Source organism: Longimicrobium sp. (assembly GCF_048594345.1).
Taxonomy (GTDB): Bacteria; Gemmatimonadota; Gemmatimonadetes; order Longimicrobiales; family Longimicrobiaceae; genus Longimicrobium.
This window is the reverse complement of the sequence record NZ_JBMDXM010000109.1, coordinates 7,466-27,109: the sequence shown is the minus strand read 5'-3', so window position 1 is coordinate 27,109 and position 19,644 is coordinate 7,466. Positions and strand designations below refer to the sequence as shown.

Genomic DNA, 19,644 nt, shown 5'->3' with positions numbered 1-19,644 from the left:
AGCTTGTCCACGCGTCCGAGTACTTCGCTCATCGGGGCTTCTACGTCTCCAGTAGGATGACCGCGGCGGCAGCCACGGCGGCTAACGATTGGAACGGGGAAATCACTCTGCGCCCAGAAGCGCCATCACCTCTTCGTCGGACAGCCCCTCCAGCTGCGCCAGCGCGTCGGCGAGCTCCGACTCTTCCACCCGCGCCAGCACCAGCGTTTCCACCTGCGGCGCCAGGCCGGCCACCGTGGGGCTTTCGAACAGCGCACGAAGCGGCAGCTCGATGGCGAACGCGTCGCGGACGCGCGAAACCACGCGCGTGGCCAGCAGCGAGTGCCCGCCCAGCTCGAAGAAGCTTTCCTCCACGCCCACCCGCTCCAGGCGCAGCACCTCGGCCCAGATCCCCGCCAGCACCTCCTCCACCGGGTTGCGCGGCGCCACGTATCGGTCCGCGCCGGCCGCGTACTCCGGCGCCGGCAGCGCCTTGCGGTCCAGCTTGCCGTTGGGCGTCAGCGGCAGCGCCTCCAGCGGCACGAACGCGGACGGCACCATGTACTCCGGCAGGCTCTTCCGCAGATGCTCCCGCAGCTCGTCCGCCTCCGTGCCGCCGACGACGTAGGCCACCAGCCGCTTCTCGCCCGGCGCATCTTCCCACACGATCACGCGCGCTTCCCGCACCTCCGCGTGCGTCGACAGCGCGGTTTCGATCTCCCCTGGCTCGATGCGGAAGCCGCGGATCTTTACCTGGAAGTCGGTGCGCCCCAGGAACTCCAGCGTCCCGTCCGCCGCCCAGCGCACCCGGTCGCCCGTGCGGTACAGCCGTGCGCCCGGCTCCCCACCGAACGGATCGGGGACAAAGCGCTCCGCCGTCATCGCGAAGCGGCCCAGGTAGCCGCGCGCCACCCCCGCCCCGCCGATCAGCAGCTCGCCCGCGACGCCCGCCGGCTGCGGACTGCCAAGCGGGTCGCACACGTACAGGCGCACGTTCCCCAGCGGCCGGCCGATCGGGTGCCCCGCCACCATCCCGTCCGCCGGCACCGGGTGCGTGGAGGCCAGGACGGTTCCTTCCGTGGGGCCGTAGAGCACGTGCGTCTCCGCCCCGCGGAACGTCTCCCGCATCTCCCCCAGCAGGTCCGCCGCTACCTGGTCGCCGCCCACGAACGCGCGACGCAGCCGGGCCAGCCGGGGCGTCTCACGCTCCGTATGGACGATCTGCCGCATCAGCGCGGGGACGGCGTGGACGAGCGTGGCGTCCGCGATCTCTTCCACCAGCGCGGGCACGTCCATCACCCGCTCGCGCTCCACCAGGCGCACCGCGGCGCCAGAGGTGAGCGGCAGCAGCGCCTCGAAGAGCCAGATGTCGAACGCGTACGACGCCAGCGCCGGCATCACGTCGCCCTCGCCGACCCCGAACGCCTCGCGCGTGGCCGCCAGCAGGTTCGCGAGCGAACCGTGCTGCACCTGCACGCCCTTGGGGCGCCCGGTAGAGCCGGAGGTGTAGATGACGTACGCCAGATGTCCGGGCGAGACGCCACGTTCCGGGTTCTCGGCGGACCGCGACGCGATCGAATCCCCGTCCCCGTCCACGCTCACGGCCACGACACCGTCGCCGAGGGGGAGCGCCGCGCGCAGGGATCCCTGCGTCACCAGCACCGCCACTCCGGCGTCGGAGAGGGTAAAGGCCAGGCGATCCGCGGGATAAACGGGGTCCAGCGGAACGTACGCACCGCCCGCCTTGAGCACGGCCAGGACCGAGACGACCATCTGCGGCCCCCGCTCCAGGCAGATCGCCACCCGCGTCTCCGGCCCGACACCGAGGCCGGCGAGATGGTGCGCCAGCCGGTTGGCACGCGCGTTCAGCTCGCCGTAGGTGAGCGATTCATCCTTGAAGCGCACGGCCACCGCCTCCGGCGTCCGCGCCGCCTGCGCCTCAAACAGCTGGTGGATGCACCGGTCCGCCGGGTACGCGGCCGCCGTCCGGTTCCACGCCTCCAGCACCTGCCGCCGCTCACCCTCCGGAAGCACCTCGATGTTCCGCAGCGGCCGCTCCGGCGCCTGCTCCAGCGCGCCAACCAGCCCCGCCAGCGCCGTGTGCATCAGCGCGCACACCCGCTCCGCGCCTACCTCCGCCTCCACCTGCACCGTCAGCGAGAATCCCTCTCCCAGGTCGTTCACGGAAAGGGTGAGCGGGTAGTTGGAACGCTCCGCCACCCGCAGGGCCTGTTTGGGCCCGGGCACGGAGCTTTTCCGTCCTCCACCCACGTGCCGATAGTTGAAGAGCGCGGAGAACAGCGGCTCCGGCGCCGGCACCCCGCTCATCTGCTGCGCCAGCGCCAGCGGCGCGTGCTCGTGCCGCACCAGGTTGGCCAGCAGCACCTGCGTGCGGCGGACGCTCGCCTCCGCGCCCTCGTCCCCCAGCCGGATGCGCACCGGCAGCGTGTTGATGAACGGCCCCAGCACCCGGTCCGCTCCCTCGCCGCCCTCCATCCGCCCAAAGAGCACGGTGCCGAAGACCACGTCGTCGCGGCCGGAGGTCCGCGCCAGCACCTGCGCCCACGCCACGTGGCACACGCTGGCCGCGCTCACCCCCAGCGTCCGCGCCCGCGCCCGCAGCCGCGCGCTGAGCACATCGTCCACCCGCAGCGTCCCCTCCTGCAGGCCCAGCCCGTCGCCGTGCACCTGGCGCAGCCCGAACGGCACCGTCGGCTCGTCGACGTCGCCCAGCAGCTCGCCGAAGAACGCCTCGTGCTCCGCGCGGCTCACCCCCAGCCTCGCCTGCGCCACGTAGTTGCGGAACGGCAGCGGGGCCGGCAGCTGATCCGCGCGCCCCTCCAGGTGCGCGTCGATCTCCGCCCGCAGCACGTCCATCGCGGTGTGGTCGCTCACCAGGTGGTGCAGCAGCAGCAGCAGTCCCCAGCGCCCGCCCACGGCCTCAGCGCCGACGTAGGTACGCAGCAGGGGAGCCCGGGTCAGGTCCATCCGGTAATGCCGCGGGTCGAAGCGCTCGTACAGCTGCTTCGCCGCATCGCCCGCGGCCGGATCCACCTCCACCTCTTCGACGGCGAGCGGCGCGTGGCGCAAGACCACCTGCACCGGCTCGGACAGTCCCTCCCACACCACGCCCGTGCGCAGCACGTCGTGCCGCGCGACCACCCCCTGCAGCGCGGCCACGTAGGCGTCCAGCCGCTCGCGGCTCTCAAAAGTGAGCGGCACCGAGAGCAGGTAGGGATCGCCCTCCGGCGTGAGCAGGTGGTGGAAAAGGATCCCCTCCTGCAGGGGCGCCAGGGGATAGATGTCCTGCACGTTCCCCGCGCCCCCCGGCACCGCACCCACAATGCGGTCGATCTCGCCTTGCGTGAGCTCCACCAGCGGCAGCATGTCCGGCGTGATGGCGTCGCAGCCGGCCGGAATGCGGTTGGGCGGCACCGCGACCTCGGTGACGTCGCCCCCCGCCGCCGCGGCCAGCTCCGCCACCGTGGGCGTGGTGAACAGGGCGCGTACGTCCGCGCGCACGCCGCGGCGACGCATGCGCTCCACGAGGGTGACCGCCAGCAGGGAGTGCCCGCCCAGCTCAAAGAAGTTGTCGTGCACCCCCACCCGCTCCACCTTCAGCACCTCGGCCCAGATCCCCGCCAGCACCTCCTCGGTCGGCGTGCTCGGCGCCACGTACCGGTCCGCGGCGCCCGCGTACTCCGGCGCCGGCAACGCCTTGCGGTCCAGCTTGCCATTCGGCGTAAGCGGCAGCGCGTCCAGCACGACGAACGCGGAGGGGACCATGTACTCCGGCAGGCCGTGGCGCACGTGCGCGCGCAGCGCATCCGTCTCCACGTCGCCCACCACGTACGCCACCAGCCGCCGGTCGCCCGAAACGTCCTCGCGCGCCAGCACCACGGCCTCGCGTACGCCCGGGTGGTCCAGGAGCGCGGCCTCGATCTCGCCCAGCTCGATGCGGAAGCCGCGCACCTTGACCTGGAAGTCCAGCCGACCCAGGTACTCGATGGCGCCGTCCGCCCGCCACCGCGCCCGGTCGCCCGTGCGGTAGAGGCGTGCACCTGAATCGGTCGAGAACGGGTCGGGGACGAAGCGCTCCGCGGTCATCGCCGCGCGGCCCTGGTAGCCGCGCGCCACCTGCACCCCGCCGATGTACAGCTCGCCGGGGGTGCCCACGGGCACCGGCTGCAGCGCGGCGTCCAGCACGTACAGCGCGGTGTTCCACACCGGCCGGCCGATCGGCACCACGTCGTCCGTTCCGTCGCGCGGACAGGTCCACCAGCTCACGTCCACGGCCGCTTCCGTGGGGCCGTACAGGTTGGTGAGCTCCACCGGGCCGGCGAACCGGTCGTAGAAGCGCCGCACCAGCGCCGGCGGCAGCGCCTCGCCGCTGCAGACCACGCGCAGCAGGCTGCCGCACCGCGCCGGGTCCGCCGTTTCCACGAACTGCTGCAGCATGGAGGGGACAAAGTGCAGCGTGGTCACCCCGCGCTGTTCGATGGTCTCCTGCAGGTACAGCGGGTCGCGGTGGCCCTCCGGCCGCGCCATCACCAGGGTTGCGCCCTGCTGCAGCGGCCAGAAGAACTCCCACACCGACACGTCGAATCCGAACGGCGTCTTCTGCAGCACCACGTCGTCCGCGCCGATACCGAAGTGCGCCTGCATCCACACCAGCCGGTTCACCACGCCCCGGTGCTGGTTCATCACGCCCTTGGGACGGCCCGTGGAGCCGGAGGTGTAGATGACGTACGCCAGTGAATCCGCCCGCGCTCCGCCCGCCGGATTCTCCACCGCCTCCGCCGCCAGCCGCTCCGCCAGAGCGTCCACCGCCAGCACCGCGATGCCCTCGCGCGCGGGGACCGCGTCGCGCAGGGCAGACTGCACCAGCACCAGCGGCACGGCGGAATCTTCCAGCATATACGCCAGCCGTTCGGCGGGGAGGCCGGGATCCAGCGGCACGTAGCCGCCGCCAGCCTTCAGCACCGCCAGGAGCGAGACCACCATCTCCAGGCTGCGCTCCATCAGCACACCCACGCGCACCTCCGGCCCCACGCCGTGGCCGCGCAGATGGTGGGCGAGCTGGTTGGCGCGGGCGTTCAGCTGCGCGTACGTGAGAGAAGCGTCCTCGAAGACGACGGCGACACCATCCGGCGTGCGCGCCGCCTGGGCCTCGAACAGCTGGTGGATGCAGCGGTCCGCCGGAACCTCGGCCTCCGTCCGGTTCCACGCTTCCAGCACCTGCCGCCGCTCGGCCCGCGGAAGCACCTCGATGGTTTCCAGCGGCCGCTCCGGCGACGCTTCCAGCGCCTCGACCAGTCCCTCCAGCGCCGTGTGCATCAGTGCACACACCCGCTCCGCGCCCACCCCGGCCTGCACCTGCACCGTCAGGTGGAACCCGTCTCCCAGGTCGTCCACCGAGAGCGTGAGCGGGTAGTTGGACCGCTCCATCGTACGGATCCCCGTGCCGACGCCGCCCGCCGCCGGCCGCTTGCCGCCACGCACGCTGTGCCGGTAGTTGAACAGCGCCGAGAACAGCGGCTCCGGCGCCGGCACCCCGCTCATCTGCTGCGCCAGCGTGAGCGAGGCGTGCTCGTGGCGCACCAGGCTGGCCAGCAGCGCCTGCGTGCGGCGAACGCTCGTCACCGCGCCCGCCTCCGCCACCGGAATGCGCACCGGCAGCGTGTTGATGAACGGCCCCAGCACCCGGTCCGCGCCCTCGCCGCCCTGCATGCGTCCAAAGAGCACGGTGCCGAACACCACGTCGCGCCGCCCCGAGGTCCGTGCCAGCACCTGCGCCCACGCCACGTGGCACACGCTGGCCGCGCTCACCCCCAGCGCCCGTGCCCGCGCCCGCAGCCGCGTGCCCAGCCCCTCCTCCACCTCCAGCGCCCCCTGCTCCAGCCCCAGCCCGTCGCCGTGCACCTCGCGCAGCCCGAACGGCGCCGTCGGCTCGTCCACGTCCCCCAGCAGCTCGCCGAAGAACGCTTCGTGCTCCGCCCGGCTCACCCCCAGACGTGCCTGCGCCACGTAGTTGCGGAAGGGCAGCGGGGGCGGCAGCTGATCCGCGCGACCCTCGAGGTGCGCGTCGATCTCCGCCCGCAGCACCTCCATGGCGGTGTGGTCGCTGGTCAGGTGGTGATGCAGCAGCAGCATCACCCAGCGATCCCGCGCCACGTCATGGCTGACGCAGGCCCGCAGCATGGGCGCGCGGCCCAGGTCCATCCGGTAGTGCCGCGGGTCGAAGCGATCGTACAGCTGCCGCGCCGCATCACCCGCCGCCGGGTCGGTCTCCACCTCTTCGACGGTGAGCGGGGCGTGGCGCCAGACCACCTGCACCGGCTCCGGCAGCCCTTCCCACACCACCGAGGTGCGCAGGATGTCGTGCCGCGCGACCACCGCCTGCAGCGCGGCCAGGTAGGCATCCAGCCGCTCGCGGCTCTCGAACGCGAACGGCAGGGAGAGCAGATAGGGATCGCCCTCGTGCGTGAGCAGGTGGTGGAAGAGGATCCCCTCCTGCAGGGGCGCCAGGGGATACACGTCCTGCACGTTCGCCGCGCCGCCGGGCACGCCGGCCACGATGCCGTCGATCTCCGCCTGCGTGAGCGCCACCAGCGGAAGCATCTCCGGCACCAGGACTTCGGAGCCGGCGGGGATGCGGTTGGGCGGGATGGCCACCTCGTTGAAGTCACCGCCCGCCGCCGCGGCCAGCTCCGCCACCGTGGGCGTGGTGAACAGGGCGCGCACGTCCGCGCGCACGCCGCGGCGCCGCATCCGCTCCACGAGGGTGACCGCCAGCAGGGAGTGGCCGCCCAACTGGAAGAAGTTGTCGTGCACCCCCACCCGCTCCAGCCGCAGCACCTCGGCCCAGACCCCCGCAATCACCTCCTCGGCCGGCGTCCGCGGCGCCACGTACCGGTCCGGCTCGGCCGCGTACTCCGGCCTCGGCAGCGCCTTGCGGTCCAGCTTGCCGTTGGGCGTCAGCGGCAGCGCGTCCAGAAAGACGAACGCGGAGGGCACCATGTACTCCGGCAGGCTTTCCCGCACGTGCTCGCGCAGCTCGTCCGCCTCCACGCCGCCGGCCACGTACGCCACCAGCCGCCGGTCGCCAGGCACGTCTTCGCGCGCCACGACCACGCAGTCGGTCACGCTGTCGTGGACCCGCAGGACGGCCTCGATCTCACCCGGCTCGATCCGGAAGCCCCGGATCTTCACCTGGAAGTCGGTGCGCCCCAGGTACTCCAGCGTCCCGTCCTCGCGCCAGCGCGCCCGGTCGCCCGTCCGGTACAGCCGTGCGCCTCCTTCCGTCGAGAACGGATCGGGGACAAAGCGCTCCGCCGTCAGGGCGGCACGCCCCAGGTAGCCGCGCGTCACCCCCGCCCCTCCGATCAGCAGCTCGCCGGGCACCCCCGCCGGCTGCGGGCTCCCGAGCACGTCGCACACGTACAGGCGCACGTTCCCCAGCGGCCGGCCGATCGGGTGCCCCTCCACCACGCCTTCCGCCGGCACCGGGTAGGTGGAGGCCAGGATGGTGCCCTCGGTGGGGCCGTACAGGACGTGCGACTCGGCCCCGGAAAGCGCCTGCCGCATCTCCTCCAGCAGGTCGGCCGGCACCCGGTCGCCGCCCACAAAGGCACCCCGCAGCCGCGCCAGCCGGGGCGTTTCGCGCTCTGCCTGCACCATCTGCCGCATCAGCGCGGGGACGGCGTGCACCAGCGTGGCGTCCGCGATCTCCTCCACCAGCGCGGGCACGTCCAGCACCCGGTCGCGCGCCACCAGGCGCACCGCGCCACCCGAGGTGAGCGGCAGCAGCACCTCGAAGAGCCAGATGTCGAACGAGTACGAGGCCAGCGCCGGCATCACGTCACCCTCGCCGACGCCGAACGCCTCACGCGTGGCGGCCAGCAGGTTGGACAGGGAGCCGTGCTGAACCTGCACGCCCTTGGGCCGGCCGGTAGAGCCGGACGTGTAGATGACGTACGCCAGGCTCGCGGCGGATACCGGCACCTCCGGCGCATCCGCCGCCATCTCCGCCGCCGTGTCCGGAAGCTGGTCCACCCGCACAAGGGTGGCTCCATGCCTGGGCAGCGCCGCGGCCGTGCCCCCCGTGGCGACCACCACCGGAAGCGCCGCGTTGGTGAGGATCCATCCCAGGCGATCCGCCGGGTACGTCGGATCCAGGGGAACGTAGGCGCCACCCGCCTTCCAGATCCCCAGCACCCCCACCAGCAGGTCGGGCGTGCGCTCCATGCACAGGCCCACCGGCGTCTCGGGCCCCACACCCAGGTCGCGCAGCTGCCGGGCGAGGATCGACGCGCGGCGGTCCAGCGCGCCATACGTCACGGCTTCGGCGCAGTCCAGCAGGGCGATCGCCTGCGGAGCGCGGCGCGCCCATTCGGCGAACAGGGCGTGGGCCGGCGGGTCGGCGTATTCGCGCTGCGTGTGGTTCCACGTCCCCAGCACCTGCTCGCGCTCCGCCTCGCCCAGCAGCTCCAGTTGCGACAGGCGCACGTCCGCGTTCTCCGCCACCTGCTCCAGCACCCGGTGCAGACGCTCCAGCATCCGCTCGACGGTGCCGCGCGCGAACAGGTCGGTGCTGTAGGCCATTCCGCCACGCAGGACCTGCCCGTGCACGGCGAAGCTCAGCTCCAGGTCGAACTTGGTGGTCCCGATCTCCGCCTGCACCGCGCCGGCCTGCAGACCGGCCAGACCGTCCGCCGGCGGGTTGCGGTCCTGCAGCGAGAACGCGACCTGGAACAGCGGCGAGTGGCTGAGGCTGCGCTCCGGCTGAAGCTCGGCCACCAGCTTCTCGAACGGCACCTCCTGGTGCTCGTACGCACCCAGCGTCGCCTCGCGCACCCGCCCCAGCACCTCGCGAAAGCTGGGGTCTTCGGAAAGGTCCGTCCGCAGCACCAGCGTGTTGACGAAGAAGCCGATCAGATCCTCGGTCTCCTTTCTCGTCCGCCCCGCGATCGGGCTGCCCACGACGATGTCGTCGCTTCCGCTGTACTTGCCCAGCAGCACCTGAAAGGCGGCCAGCAGCGTCATGTACAGCGTGGTGCCTTCGCTGCGGCCCAGCGCCCGCAGCCGCTCCAGCAGCTCGCCGGGAAGCTCCCTCCGCTCGAACGCCCCGCGGAACGACTGCACCGCCGGGCGGGGATGGTCCGTGGGCACCTCCAGCAGGTCCGGCGCGCCCGCCAGCCGCTCCTTCCAGTACGCCAGCTGCCGGTCCAGCACCTCGCCCGCCAGCTGCTCGCGCTGCCACACCGCGTAGTCGGCGTACTGCACCGCCGGCGGGGAGAGCGGCGACTCACGCCCCTCCAGGTACGCCGCGTACAGCGCCGACAGCTCGCGGAAGAGCACCCCCATGCTCCACCCGTCGCTGACGATGTGGTGCATGGTGAGCAGCAGCACGTGATCTTCCTCGCCCAGCCGCAGCAGCGCCGCGCGAAAGAGCGGGCCCGCCGCCAGGTCGAACGGCCGTGCAGTCTCCTCGCTGACGCGGAGCCTGACCGCCGCCTCGCGATCCGCCTCGCCCAGCGCCGACAGGTCCTCCACGGGCAGGGTGAAGCCGCCGAAGGGCGCGATCACCTGCACCGGCCGGCCGTCCGCCTCGGCGAAGACGGTGCGCAGCGCCTCGTGGCGGCGCACCAGCTCGCCCAGCGCCCGCTCCAGCGCCCCCGCGTCCATGGCACCGCCCAGGCGCCGGGCGACGGGGATGTTGTAGGTGGCGCTCCCCGGCTCCAGGCGGTCCAGGAACCACAGCCGCTCCTGCGCGAACGACAGCGGCAGCGGCCCCATGCGCTCGGCCGGCACCACCGGCGGCAGCATGGGCACCTCCGCGCGGCGCACCTCCTCCACGCGCTCGGCCAGCTGCGCCACCGTGGGCCCCTCGAACAGCGCACGCAGCGGCAGCTCGATGGCGAACACCTCCCGGACGCGCGAGGCCACGCGCGTGGCCAGCAGCGAGTGCCCGCCCAGGTCGAAAAAGCTTTCTTCCACGCCCACGCGGTCGAGGCGCAGCACCTCCGCCCAGATCCCCGCCAGCACCTCTTCCACCGGCGTCCGCGGCGCCACGTACCGGTCCGCCGCCGCCAGCTCCGGCGCCGGCAGCGCCTTGCGGTCCAGCTTGCCGTTCGCGGTCAGCGGCAGCGCGTCCAGAAAGACGATCGCGGACGGGACCATGTACTCCGGCAGGCTCCGCCGCACGCCCGCACGCAGCGACTCCGCCTCCGCTTCGCCGACGACGTACGCCACCAGCCGCATGTCCCCCGGCTGGTCCTGGCGCACGACGACGGCGCAGTCCCTGACGCCGGACGTCTGGCGCAGCGCGGCCTCGATCTCGCCCAGCTCGATGCGGAAGCCCCGGATCTTTACCTGCTCGTCCAGGCGGCCCAGGTACTCCAGCGTGCCGTCCACCAGCCAGCGCACCCGGTCGCCGGTCCGGTAGAGCCGGCCCTCACCGAACGGGTTGTCGATGAAGCGCTCCGCCGTCAGCTCCGGGCGGTTCAGGTACCCGCGCGCCACTCCGGCGCCGCCCACGTACAGCTCGCCCGGCACGCCGACCGGCACCGGCCGCCGCGCCGGGTTCAGCACGTACAGCCGCAGGTCGGGGATCGCGCGACCGATCGGGCTTCCCGAGCCGCCGAAGACATCCTCCCGGCTCAGCTGCCGGTAGGTGACGTGGACGGTGGTCTCAGTGATCCCGTACATGTTCACCAGCCGCGGCGTCTCCGTGCCGTGGCGGTCCACCCACTCGCGGAGAGACGCCGGCTCCAGCGCCTCGCCGCCGAAGATCACGTTGCGCAGCGCCAGGTCGCCGCCGCGCTCGCCGTCCACGCGGATGAACTGGCGGAAGGCGGAGGGCGTCTGGTTGAGCACGGTGACGCCCTCGCGCTGCACCAGCGCGTGGAACGCTTCCGGATCGCGGCTCACCTCGAAGGGGACGACGATTACGCGGCCGCCGTAGAGCAGCGCGCCCCAGATCTCCCAGACGGAGAAATCGAAGGCGTAGGAGTGGAACAGCGTCCACACGTCGTCCGCGCCGAAGCCGAACCAGGCGTCCGTGGCGCTGAACAGGCGCGCGACGTTGCGATGCTCGATCAGCGCGCCCTTGGGCGTACCCGTGGAGCCGGAGGTGTAGATGACGTACGCCAGGCTCTCCGGCGTGGCCCCGCTCTGTGGATTCTCCGCGCTCTCGGCCGCGATCTCTGCCTGCGCGGCATCGAGGCTGATCAGCTCCACGCCGTCCGGCACCGCGAGCGTCGCGCGCACCGTCTCCTGCGCGAGCACGATGGGGACGCCTGCGTCGGAGAGGGTAAAGGCCAGACGATCCGCCGGATAGGCTGGATCCAGGGGCACGTACGCGCCGCCCGCCTTGAACACGGCCAGGATGGAGACGATCATCTCCAGCCCGCGCTCCAGGCAGAGTCCCACGCGCACCTCCGGCCCCACACCGCGCCGGATCAGGTGGTGCGCCAGCCGGTTGGCACGCGTGTTCAACTCGCGGTAGGTAAGCGACTCCGCTTCGAAGCGCGCGGCCACCGCCTCCGGCGTGCGCGCCGCCTGTGCCTGGAACAGCTCGTGGATGCACCGGTCCGCCGGAACCTCCGCTTCGGTGCGGTTCCACTCCTCCAGCACCAGCTCGCGCTCTGCCGGGCCCAGCAGCTCCAACTCCGAAAGCCGCAGGTCCGCGTCCGCGGCGACCTGATCCAGCACCCGGCCCAGGTGGCCCAGCATCCGCTCCACCGTGCGGCGCTCGAAGAGGTCGGTGCTGTAGTTCAGCCCGCCGCGCAGGCCCTCGGCGGTCACGGTGAGCGTCAGGGAAAGGTCGAACTTGGCGGTCGCGAGCCCCGCACCCACGCCGCTCATGCTAAGCCCCGGCAGCGAGGCTCCCCCGTCCCCGGCGTTCTGCACCGTGAACATCACCTGGAACAGGGGCGAGTGGCTCAGGCTGCGCTCCGGCTGCAGCTCGGCCACCAGCTTTTCGAACGGAAGCTCCTGGTGCGCGTACGCGCCCAGCGTGGCCTCGCGCACCCGCCCCAGCACCTCGCGAAAGGAGGGGTCTCCCGACAGGTCGGTGCGCAGCACCAGCGTGTTGACGAAGAAGCCGATCAGCTCCTCCACCTCACGGTGCGTGCGCCCGGCGATCGGGCTGCCCACGACGATGTCGTCGCTCCCGGCGTACTCCGACAGCAGCACCTGGAAGGCGGCCAGCAGCGTCATGTACAGCGTCGCGCCCTCGCTGCGTCCCAGCGCCTGCACCCGCTCCAGCAGATGGAGGGGAAGCTGCACCGGAACCGACGCGCCCCGGTACGTCTGCACCGCCGGGCGGGGACGGTCCGTGGGCAGCTCCAGCAGCTCCGGCGCATCCGCCAGCCGCCCGCGCCAGTACGCCATCTGCCGGTCCAGCACCTCGCCCGCCAGCTGCTCGCGCTGCCAGACCGCGTAGTCGGCGTACTGCACGGCAGGCTCGCGGAGCGGCGACTCACGCCCCGCCAGGTACGCCGCGTACAGCGCCCCCAGCTCGCGGAAGAACACCCCGATGCTCCACCCGTCGCTGACGATGTGGTGCATGGAGAGCAGCAGCACGTGGTTCTCGGCGTCCAGCCGCAGCAGCGCCGCGCGGAACAGCGGACCCGCCGAGAGGTCGAACGCTCGCCGCGCCTCCTCGCTCACCCGGCGCCCGACCGCCGCGTCGCGATCGGCCTCGCCCAGCGCCGACAGGTCCTCCACCGGCAGCGTGAAGCCGCCGAAGGGCGTGATCACCTGCACTGGCGCGCCGTCCGCCTCGGCGAAGACCGTGCGCAGCGAGTCGTGGCGGCGCACCAGGTCACCCAGCGCGCGCTCCAGCGCCGCCGCATCCAGGGCACCGCCCAGGCGCCGCGCCACGGGGATGTTGTAGGTGGTGCTCCCCGGCTCCAGCCGGTCCAGAAACCACAGCCGCTCCTGCGCAAACGACAGCGGCAGCGGCCCCGTGCGCCCGGTCGGCACCACGGGCGGCAGCACCGGAAGCCCGCCGCGGCGCATCTCCTCCACGCGCCCGGCCAGCTCCGCCACCGTGGGCCCCTCGAACAGCGCCCGCAGCGGCACCTCGACCCCGAACACCTGCCGCACCCGCGACACCACGCGCGTGGCCAGCAGCGAGTGCCCGCCCAGCTCAAAGAAGCTTTCCGTCACCCCCACCCGGTCCAGGCTCAGCGTCTCCGCCCAGATCTCCGTCAGCACCTCCTCCACCGGCGTGCGCGGAGCCACGTAGCGCTCCGCCGCCGGGGCAAAGTCCGGCGCAGGCAGCGCCTTGCGGTCCACCTTGCCATTCGGCGTCAGCGGCAGCGCGTCGAGGAAGACGAACGCCGCCGGGAGCATGTACTCCGGCAGCTCCCGGCGCAGGTTGTCGCGCAGTGCTCCGGCGTCCACGTCGCCCACCAGGTACGCCACCAGCCGCGTCTCACCAGGCACGTCCTCGCGAGCCACCACCACGCAGTCGGTGACGCCTTCACTCCGCCGCAGCGCACCCTCGATCTCGCCGGGTTCGATGCGGAAGCCGCGGACCTTCACCTGCTCGTCGGTCCGCCCCAGGAACTCCAGCTCGCCCGCGGCCGACCACCGCACCCGGTCGCCCGTGCGGTACAGCCGCTCTCCCGCCGCGCCGGACGCGTCCGGGACAAAGCGTTCGGCCGTCAGCCCCGGCCGTCCCAGGTAGCCGCGCGCCACGCCCACGCCGCCGACGTACAGCTCGCCGGGAACACCCACCGGCACCGGCCGGCCGGCCCCGTCCAGCACGTACGCCCGCACGTTCTCCAGCGGGCGGCCGATCGCCAGCGCACGCCCGTCCGCCTCAAGGCGGGCGGCGGTCGCGCAGACCGTCGTCTCCGTCGGCCCGTAGGCGTTCACGAAGACGCGCCCGGCGCTCCACCGCTCCACCGTGGCGGCGTCCACCGCCTCGCCCGCGCTCACCACCGTGCGCAGCTCCGGCAGGTCGTCCGGCGGAAGGATGGCCAGCACCGACGGCGGCAGGGTGGCCACCGTGACGCGCCCGCGCCGCAGCGTCTCCAGCAGCCCCGCGCCGGGGAGCAGCGCCTCGCGCGGCGCCATCACCAGCGTGGCCCCGGCCAGCAGCGTGTCGAACACTTCCGCCACCGCCGCGTCGAACGAGAACGAGGCGAACTGCAGGACGCGGCTGCTGCCGTCGATGCCGAAGCGGCGCGCCTGTGCGTACGCCAGGTTCGGGACGCCACGGTGCGGCACCAGCACCCCCTTGGGGCGGCCGGTAGAGCCGGAGGTGTAGATGACGTACGCCAGGTTCTCCGGCAGCACGCCGGCGCCCGGCGCCTGCGCGCTTTCGGCCGCGATGCGCTCGCGGTCCGCGTCCAGGCAGACGACCTCCGCGGCGTGGGGCGTAAGCCCCTCCGGCAGCGGCAGGCGGGTGAGCAGAAGCGGCGCGCCCGAGTCGGCGAGCATAAAGGCCAGCCGCTCGGCGGGATACGACGGATCCAGCGGCACGTAGCCGCCGCCAGCCTTGAGCACGGCCAGGATGGAGATGACCATCTCCGGGCCGCGCTCCAGGCAGATGCCCACGCGAGTCTCCGCGCGGACGCCGCGGCGGCGCAGGTAGTGGGCGAGCTGGTTGGCGCGGGCGTTCAGCTCGGCATACGTGAGGGATTCTTCCTCGAAGACGACGACCACCGCCCCCGGCGTGCGCTCCGCCTGCGCCTCGAAGAGTTCGTGGATGCACCGGTCCGCCGGAACCTCCGCTTCGGTCCGGTTCCACTCCTCCACCACCAGCGCGCGCTCCGCCTCCGGCAGCACGTCGATGCTCCCGATCGCCCGTCCGGGAGCAACTTCCAGCGCCTCGACCAGCCGCTCCAGCGCCGTGTGCATCATCCGGCACAGCCGCTCCGCGTCCGCCGGGGCCGCCACCTGCGCCACCAGCGAGAACTCATCCCCCCGGTCGTCCACCGCCAGCGCCACGGGGTAGTTCGTCCGCTCCTGCGCGCGAATGCCCCGCACGCCCTCCGCCGCCTGCCCCTGCTGCCTGGTGCCGCCGCCGTAGCGATAGTTCAGCAGCGAGGTGAACAGCGGCGCCGGCGCCGCCACGCCGCTGCTGCGCTGCGCAAGCGCCAATGAGGCGTGCTCGTGCCGCAGCAGGTCGGCCAGCAGCGCGTGCGTACGCCGCACCGCGGCCTCGGCGCCTTCCTCGCCCACGCTGATCCGCACCGGCAGCGTGTTGATGAGCGGCCCCATCACCCGGTCTGCCCCTTCCCCGCCCTGCATGCGGCCAAAGAGCAGCGTCCCGAACACCACGTCGCTGCGGCCCGAGACCCGCGCCAGCACCTGCGCCCAGGCCAGGTGGCACAGGCTGGCCGCGCTTACCCCCAGCGCCCGCGCCCGGCGCCGCAGCCGCACGCCCAGCTCGCCCGCCACCGGAACCCGCGCCTCGCCGATCCCGCGCCCGTCCCCCCACACGTCCAGCAGGCCGTACGGCGCCGTCGGCTCCTCCACGTCGCCCAGCATCGCACGAAAGAACCGCTCGTGCTCCTCCCGGCTTACGCCCAGGCGCGCCTGGGCCACGTAGTTGCGAAAGGCCAGCGGCGCGGGCAGCTCCGACTCGCGGCCCAGCAGGTGTGCGGCGATCTCCTCGCGCAGCACCTCTACCGATTCGTGGTCGCCCGTTACGTGGTGCTTCAGCGTCAGCAGCAGCCACCGGCCGCGCGCGCGGTCCTCGGCAATGCACGCCTGCAGCAGCGGCGCCCGGCCCAGTTCCATGCGGTATCGCCGCGGGTCGTAGCGCCGCCACAGCTGCTCGGCCGCATCCCCCGCGTCCGCCTCCAGCCGCACCTCTTCCACCCGCAGCGGCGCGTGCCGCCAGACGACCTGCACCGGCTCGCGCAGCCCTTCCCAGGCCAGCGCCGTACGCAGGATGTCGTGGCGGTCGATCACCGCCTGCAGTGCCGTCAGGTACTGGTCCAGACGCGCGCGGCTGTCGAACTCGGTCGTGCTCGACAGCAGGTACGGATCGCCCTCTTCCGCAAGCAGATGGTGGAAGAGGATGCCCTCCTGCAGCGGGGCCAGCGGGTAGATGTCCTGCACGTTCGCGGCTCCGCCCGCCACCCCCGCCACGATCCGGTCGATCTCCGACTGGTTCAGCTCCACCAGCGGCAGCATCTCCGGCGTGATGGACCCGCTCCCCTCCGGGATGCCGTTCGCGGGGATCTCCATCTCCGAAGCCGCCCGGGTCACGGCGAGGGCGAGCTCGGCCAGCACCGGCGTGGTGAACAGGGCCCGCACGTCCGTGTACAGCCCCGCGCTCCGCATCCGCCCGATCAGCCGGATCGCCAGGAGCGAGTGCCCGCCCAGCTCAAAAAAGTGGTCCCACCGCCCCACCCGCTCCACGCCCAGCACCTCGCCCCAGATCTCCGCCAGCGCCGTCTCCACCTCGCCCAGCGGGGCCTCGTAGCTGCGCCGCGCGTACGCATCGCCTTCCGGCGCCGGGAGCGCCTTGCGGTCCAGCTTGCCGTTCGCGGTCAGCGGCAGCGCGTCCAGCGCGACGAACGCGGCCGGCACCATGTACTCCGGCAGGCTCTGGCGCAGTAGGTCGCGCAGCGCCTCCGCCTCCGCTTCGCCGACGACGTACGCCACCAGCCGCCGGTCGCCCGGCTCGTCCTCGCGCACGATGACGGTGCAGTCCCGGACGTCCGGCGCCTGGCGCAGCGCGGCCTCGATCTCGCCCAGCTCGATGCGGAAGCCCCGGATCTTTACCTGCTCGTCCAGGCGGCCCAGGTACTCCAGCGTCCCGTCCGCCAGCCAGCGCACCCGGTCGCCGGTCCGGTAGAGGCGGCCCTCACCAAACGGGTTGTCGATGAAGCGCTGTGCCGTAAGCTCCGGGCGATTCAAGTACCCGCGTGCCACCCCGGCGCCGCCCACGTACAGTTCGCCCGGCACCCCGACCGGCACCGGCCGCCGTGACGGATCCAGCACGTACAGCCGCAGGTCGGGGATCGCCCGGCCGATGGGGCTCCCCGATCCGCCGAAAACGTCCTCCCGGCTCAGCAGCCGGTAGGTCACGTGTACGGTGGTCTCGGTGATCCCGTACATGTTCACCAGCCGCGGCGTTTCAGCGCCGCGGCGCTCCACCCACTCGCGCAGGGAGGCCGGCTCCAGCGCCTCGCCGCCGAAGATCACGTTGCGCAGCGCCAGCTCGCCCCCGCGCTCGCCGTCCACGCGGATGAACTGGCGGAAGGCGGAGGGCGTCTGGCTCAGCACCGTCACGCCCTCGCGCTGCACCAGCGCGTGGAACGCTTCCGGGTCGCGGCTCACCTCGAACGGGACGACCACCACGCGGCCGCCGTACAGCAGCGCGCCCCAGATCTCCCAGACGGAGAAATCGAAGGCGTAGGAGTGGAAGAGCGTCCACACGTCGCTTTCGCCGAAGCCGAACCAGGCGTCCGTGGCGCTGAACAGGCGCGCGACGTTGCGATGCTCGATCAGCGCGCCCTTGGGCGTGCCGGTAGAGCCGGAGGTGTAGATGACGTACGCCAGCGTCTCCGGCCCGGCGCCGCTCGCGGGGTTCTCCGCGCTCTCGGCCGCGATCTGCGCCTGCGCCGCGTCCAGGGTGATCAGCTCGACGCCTTCGGGCACCGGCAGCGCGCCGCGCAGCGTCTCGCGCGTGAGCAGCACCGGAGTGGCGGAGTCGCCCAGGATGAAGGCCAGACGATCGGCGGGATAGGTGGGATCCAGCGGCACGTACGCGCCGCCCGCCTTGAGCACGGCCAGGATGGAGACGACCATCTCCAGGCTGCGCTCCAGGCAGATCCCCACCCGCACCTCCGGCCCCACACCGCGCCGGATCAGGTGGTGCGCCAGGCGGTTCGCCCGCTCGTTCAGTTCGCCGTACGTGAACGACCCGGCTTCGAAGCGCACGGCCACCGCCTCCGGTGCGCGCGCCGCCTGGGTTTCGAAGAGCTGGTGGATGCACCGGTCCGCCGGATACTCGGCGTCCGTCCGGTTCCATCCCTCCAGCACCAGCTCGCGCTCCGCCTCGCCCAGAAGCTCCAGCTGCGAGAGCCGCACGTCCGCGTCGGCCGCGGCCTGCTCCAGCACCCGCGCCAGGTGGCCGAGCATCCGCTCCACCGTGCCGCGCTCAAAGAGGTCGGTGCTGTAGTTCAGTCCCACACGCAGGCCCTGATCGGTCGCCTTGACCATCAGGGAAAGGTCGAACTTGGCGCTCGCGAGCTCGCCTCCGGCTTCGCTTACCTCAACCCCCGGCAGGGCGACGCCGCGCTCCACCGCGTTCTGCTGCGCGAACGTCACCTGAAAGAGCGGGGTGTGGCTCAGGGACCGCTCCGGCTCCAGCTCGGCCACCAGCTTTTCGAACGGCACCTCCTGGTGCTCGTACGCGCCCAGCGTCGCCTCCCGCGCCCGTCCCACCACCTCGCGAAAGGTGGGGTCGCCCGAGAGATCGGTCCGCAGCACCACGGTGTTGACGAAAAAGCCGATCGTCTCCTCGATCTCCTTTCTCGTCCGCCCCGCGATCGGGCTGCCCACGACGATGTCGTCGCTGCCGCTGTACTTGCCCAGCAGCACCTGGAACGCGGCCAGCAGCACCATGTACAGCGTCGCCCCCTCGCCGCGTCCCAGCGCCTGCAGCCGCTCCAGCAGATCGAGGGGAAGCTCGATTCGCTCGTGCGCGCCCCGGAACGTCTGCACCGGCGGGCGCGGATGGTCGGTGGGCAGTTCCAGCAGCGCGGGTGCGCCCGCAAGCCGCTGCCGCCAGTACGCCAGCTGCCGCTCCAGGGTCTCGCCCGCCAGGTACCCGCGCTGCCACGCGGCAAAATCGGCGTACTGCACCCCCAGCTCGGGCAGCGGCGACTCACGCCCGTCGCCATACGCCTCGTACAGCGCCGACAGCTCGCGGTACAGCACCCCCATGCTCCACCCGTCGCTGACGATGTGGTGCACCGAGAGCAGCAGCACGTGCTCCTGCGCCCCCAGACGCAGCAGCGCCGCGCGGAAAAGCGGGCCCGCCGAGAGGTCGAACGCCCACCGCGCTTCCTCCCCCGCCCGCCGACGCACCGCCGCCTCGCGATCCCCCTCGCTCAGCTCCGACAGGTCCTCCACCGGCAGGGTGAAGCCGGCATGGGGCGCGATCACCTGCACCGGCGCCCCGTCCACTTCGCCGAACGTCGTCCGAAGCGCGTCCTGTCGCCTTACGATCTCGCCCAGCGCACGCTCGAGCACCGCCGGGTCCAGCGCACCCTTCAGGCGCCAGGCCACGGGGATGTTGTAGACGGCGTTGCCCGGCTCCAGACGGTCGATGAACCACAGCCGCTCCTGCGCGAACGACAGCGGCAGCGGACCCTCCCGGAGCGCCCGCTGGATGGGCGGAAGCTCCGACCGGTTCCCCACCAGGTCGCGGGCCCGCGCCAGCTTCAGGAGCTCCCGGCGCTCGGCCAGTGTCAGTTCGGTGAGTGCCGCGACGGGATTCATGACTTGGGGACGCCGGTGGATCAGGTTTGTGAAACGCGCATGGCTCCCCTCGCGCCCGGCAGCCAGGCCGGACGAGGGAAGACGTCGATGCCGCGGGTTGATTCCGCGCGCCGGGGGCGGCCGGGCGAGCCGGCAACCCGCCCGCTCGCCCGCACTGCCGGCGAGCCGCCCCGCTCCATGCGC

The 19,644-nt window shown here is 72.6% G+C and carries 1 protein-coding gene; it reads right to left on the bottom strand.

Features of this window, described 5'->3' with window-relative positions:
• Positions 1–102: 102 nt before the first annotated feature.
• Positions 103–19,461 carry a non-ribosomal peptide synthase/polyketide synthase gene (locus tag ACOJUJ_RS11925; RefSeq protein ID WP_420127101.1) on the bottom strand — a complete coding sequence of 6,453 codons (19,359 nt, stop codon included), beginning with the start codon at positions 19,459–19,461 and terminating at the stop codon, positions 103–105.
• Between the last annotated feature and the right edge of the window lie 183 nt (positions 19,462–19,644).

Bases quoted from the DNA above. Each gene is read 5' to 3' on its own strand.
- ACOJUJ_RS11925 (WP_420127101.1), bottom strand. From the start codon at position 19,461: ATGAATCCCGTCGCGGCACTCACCGAACTGACACTGGCCGAGCGCCGG.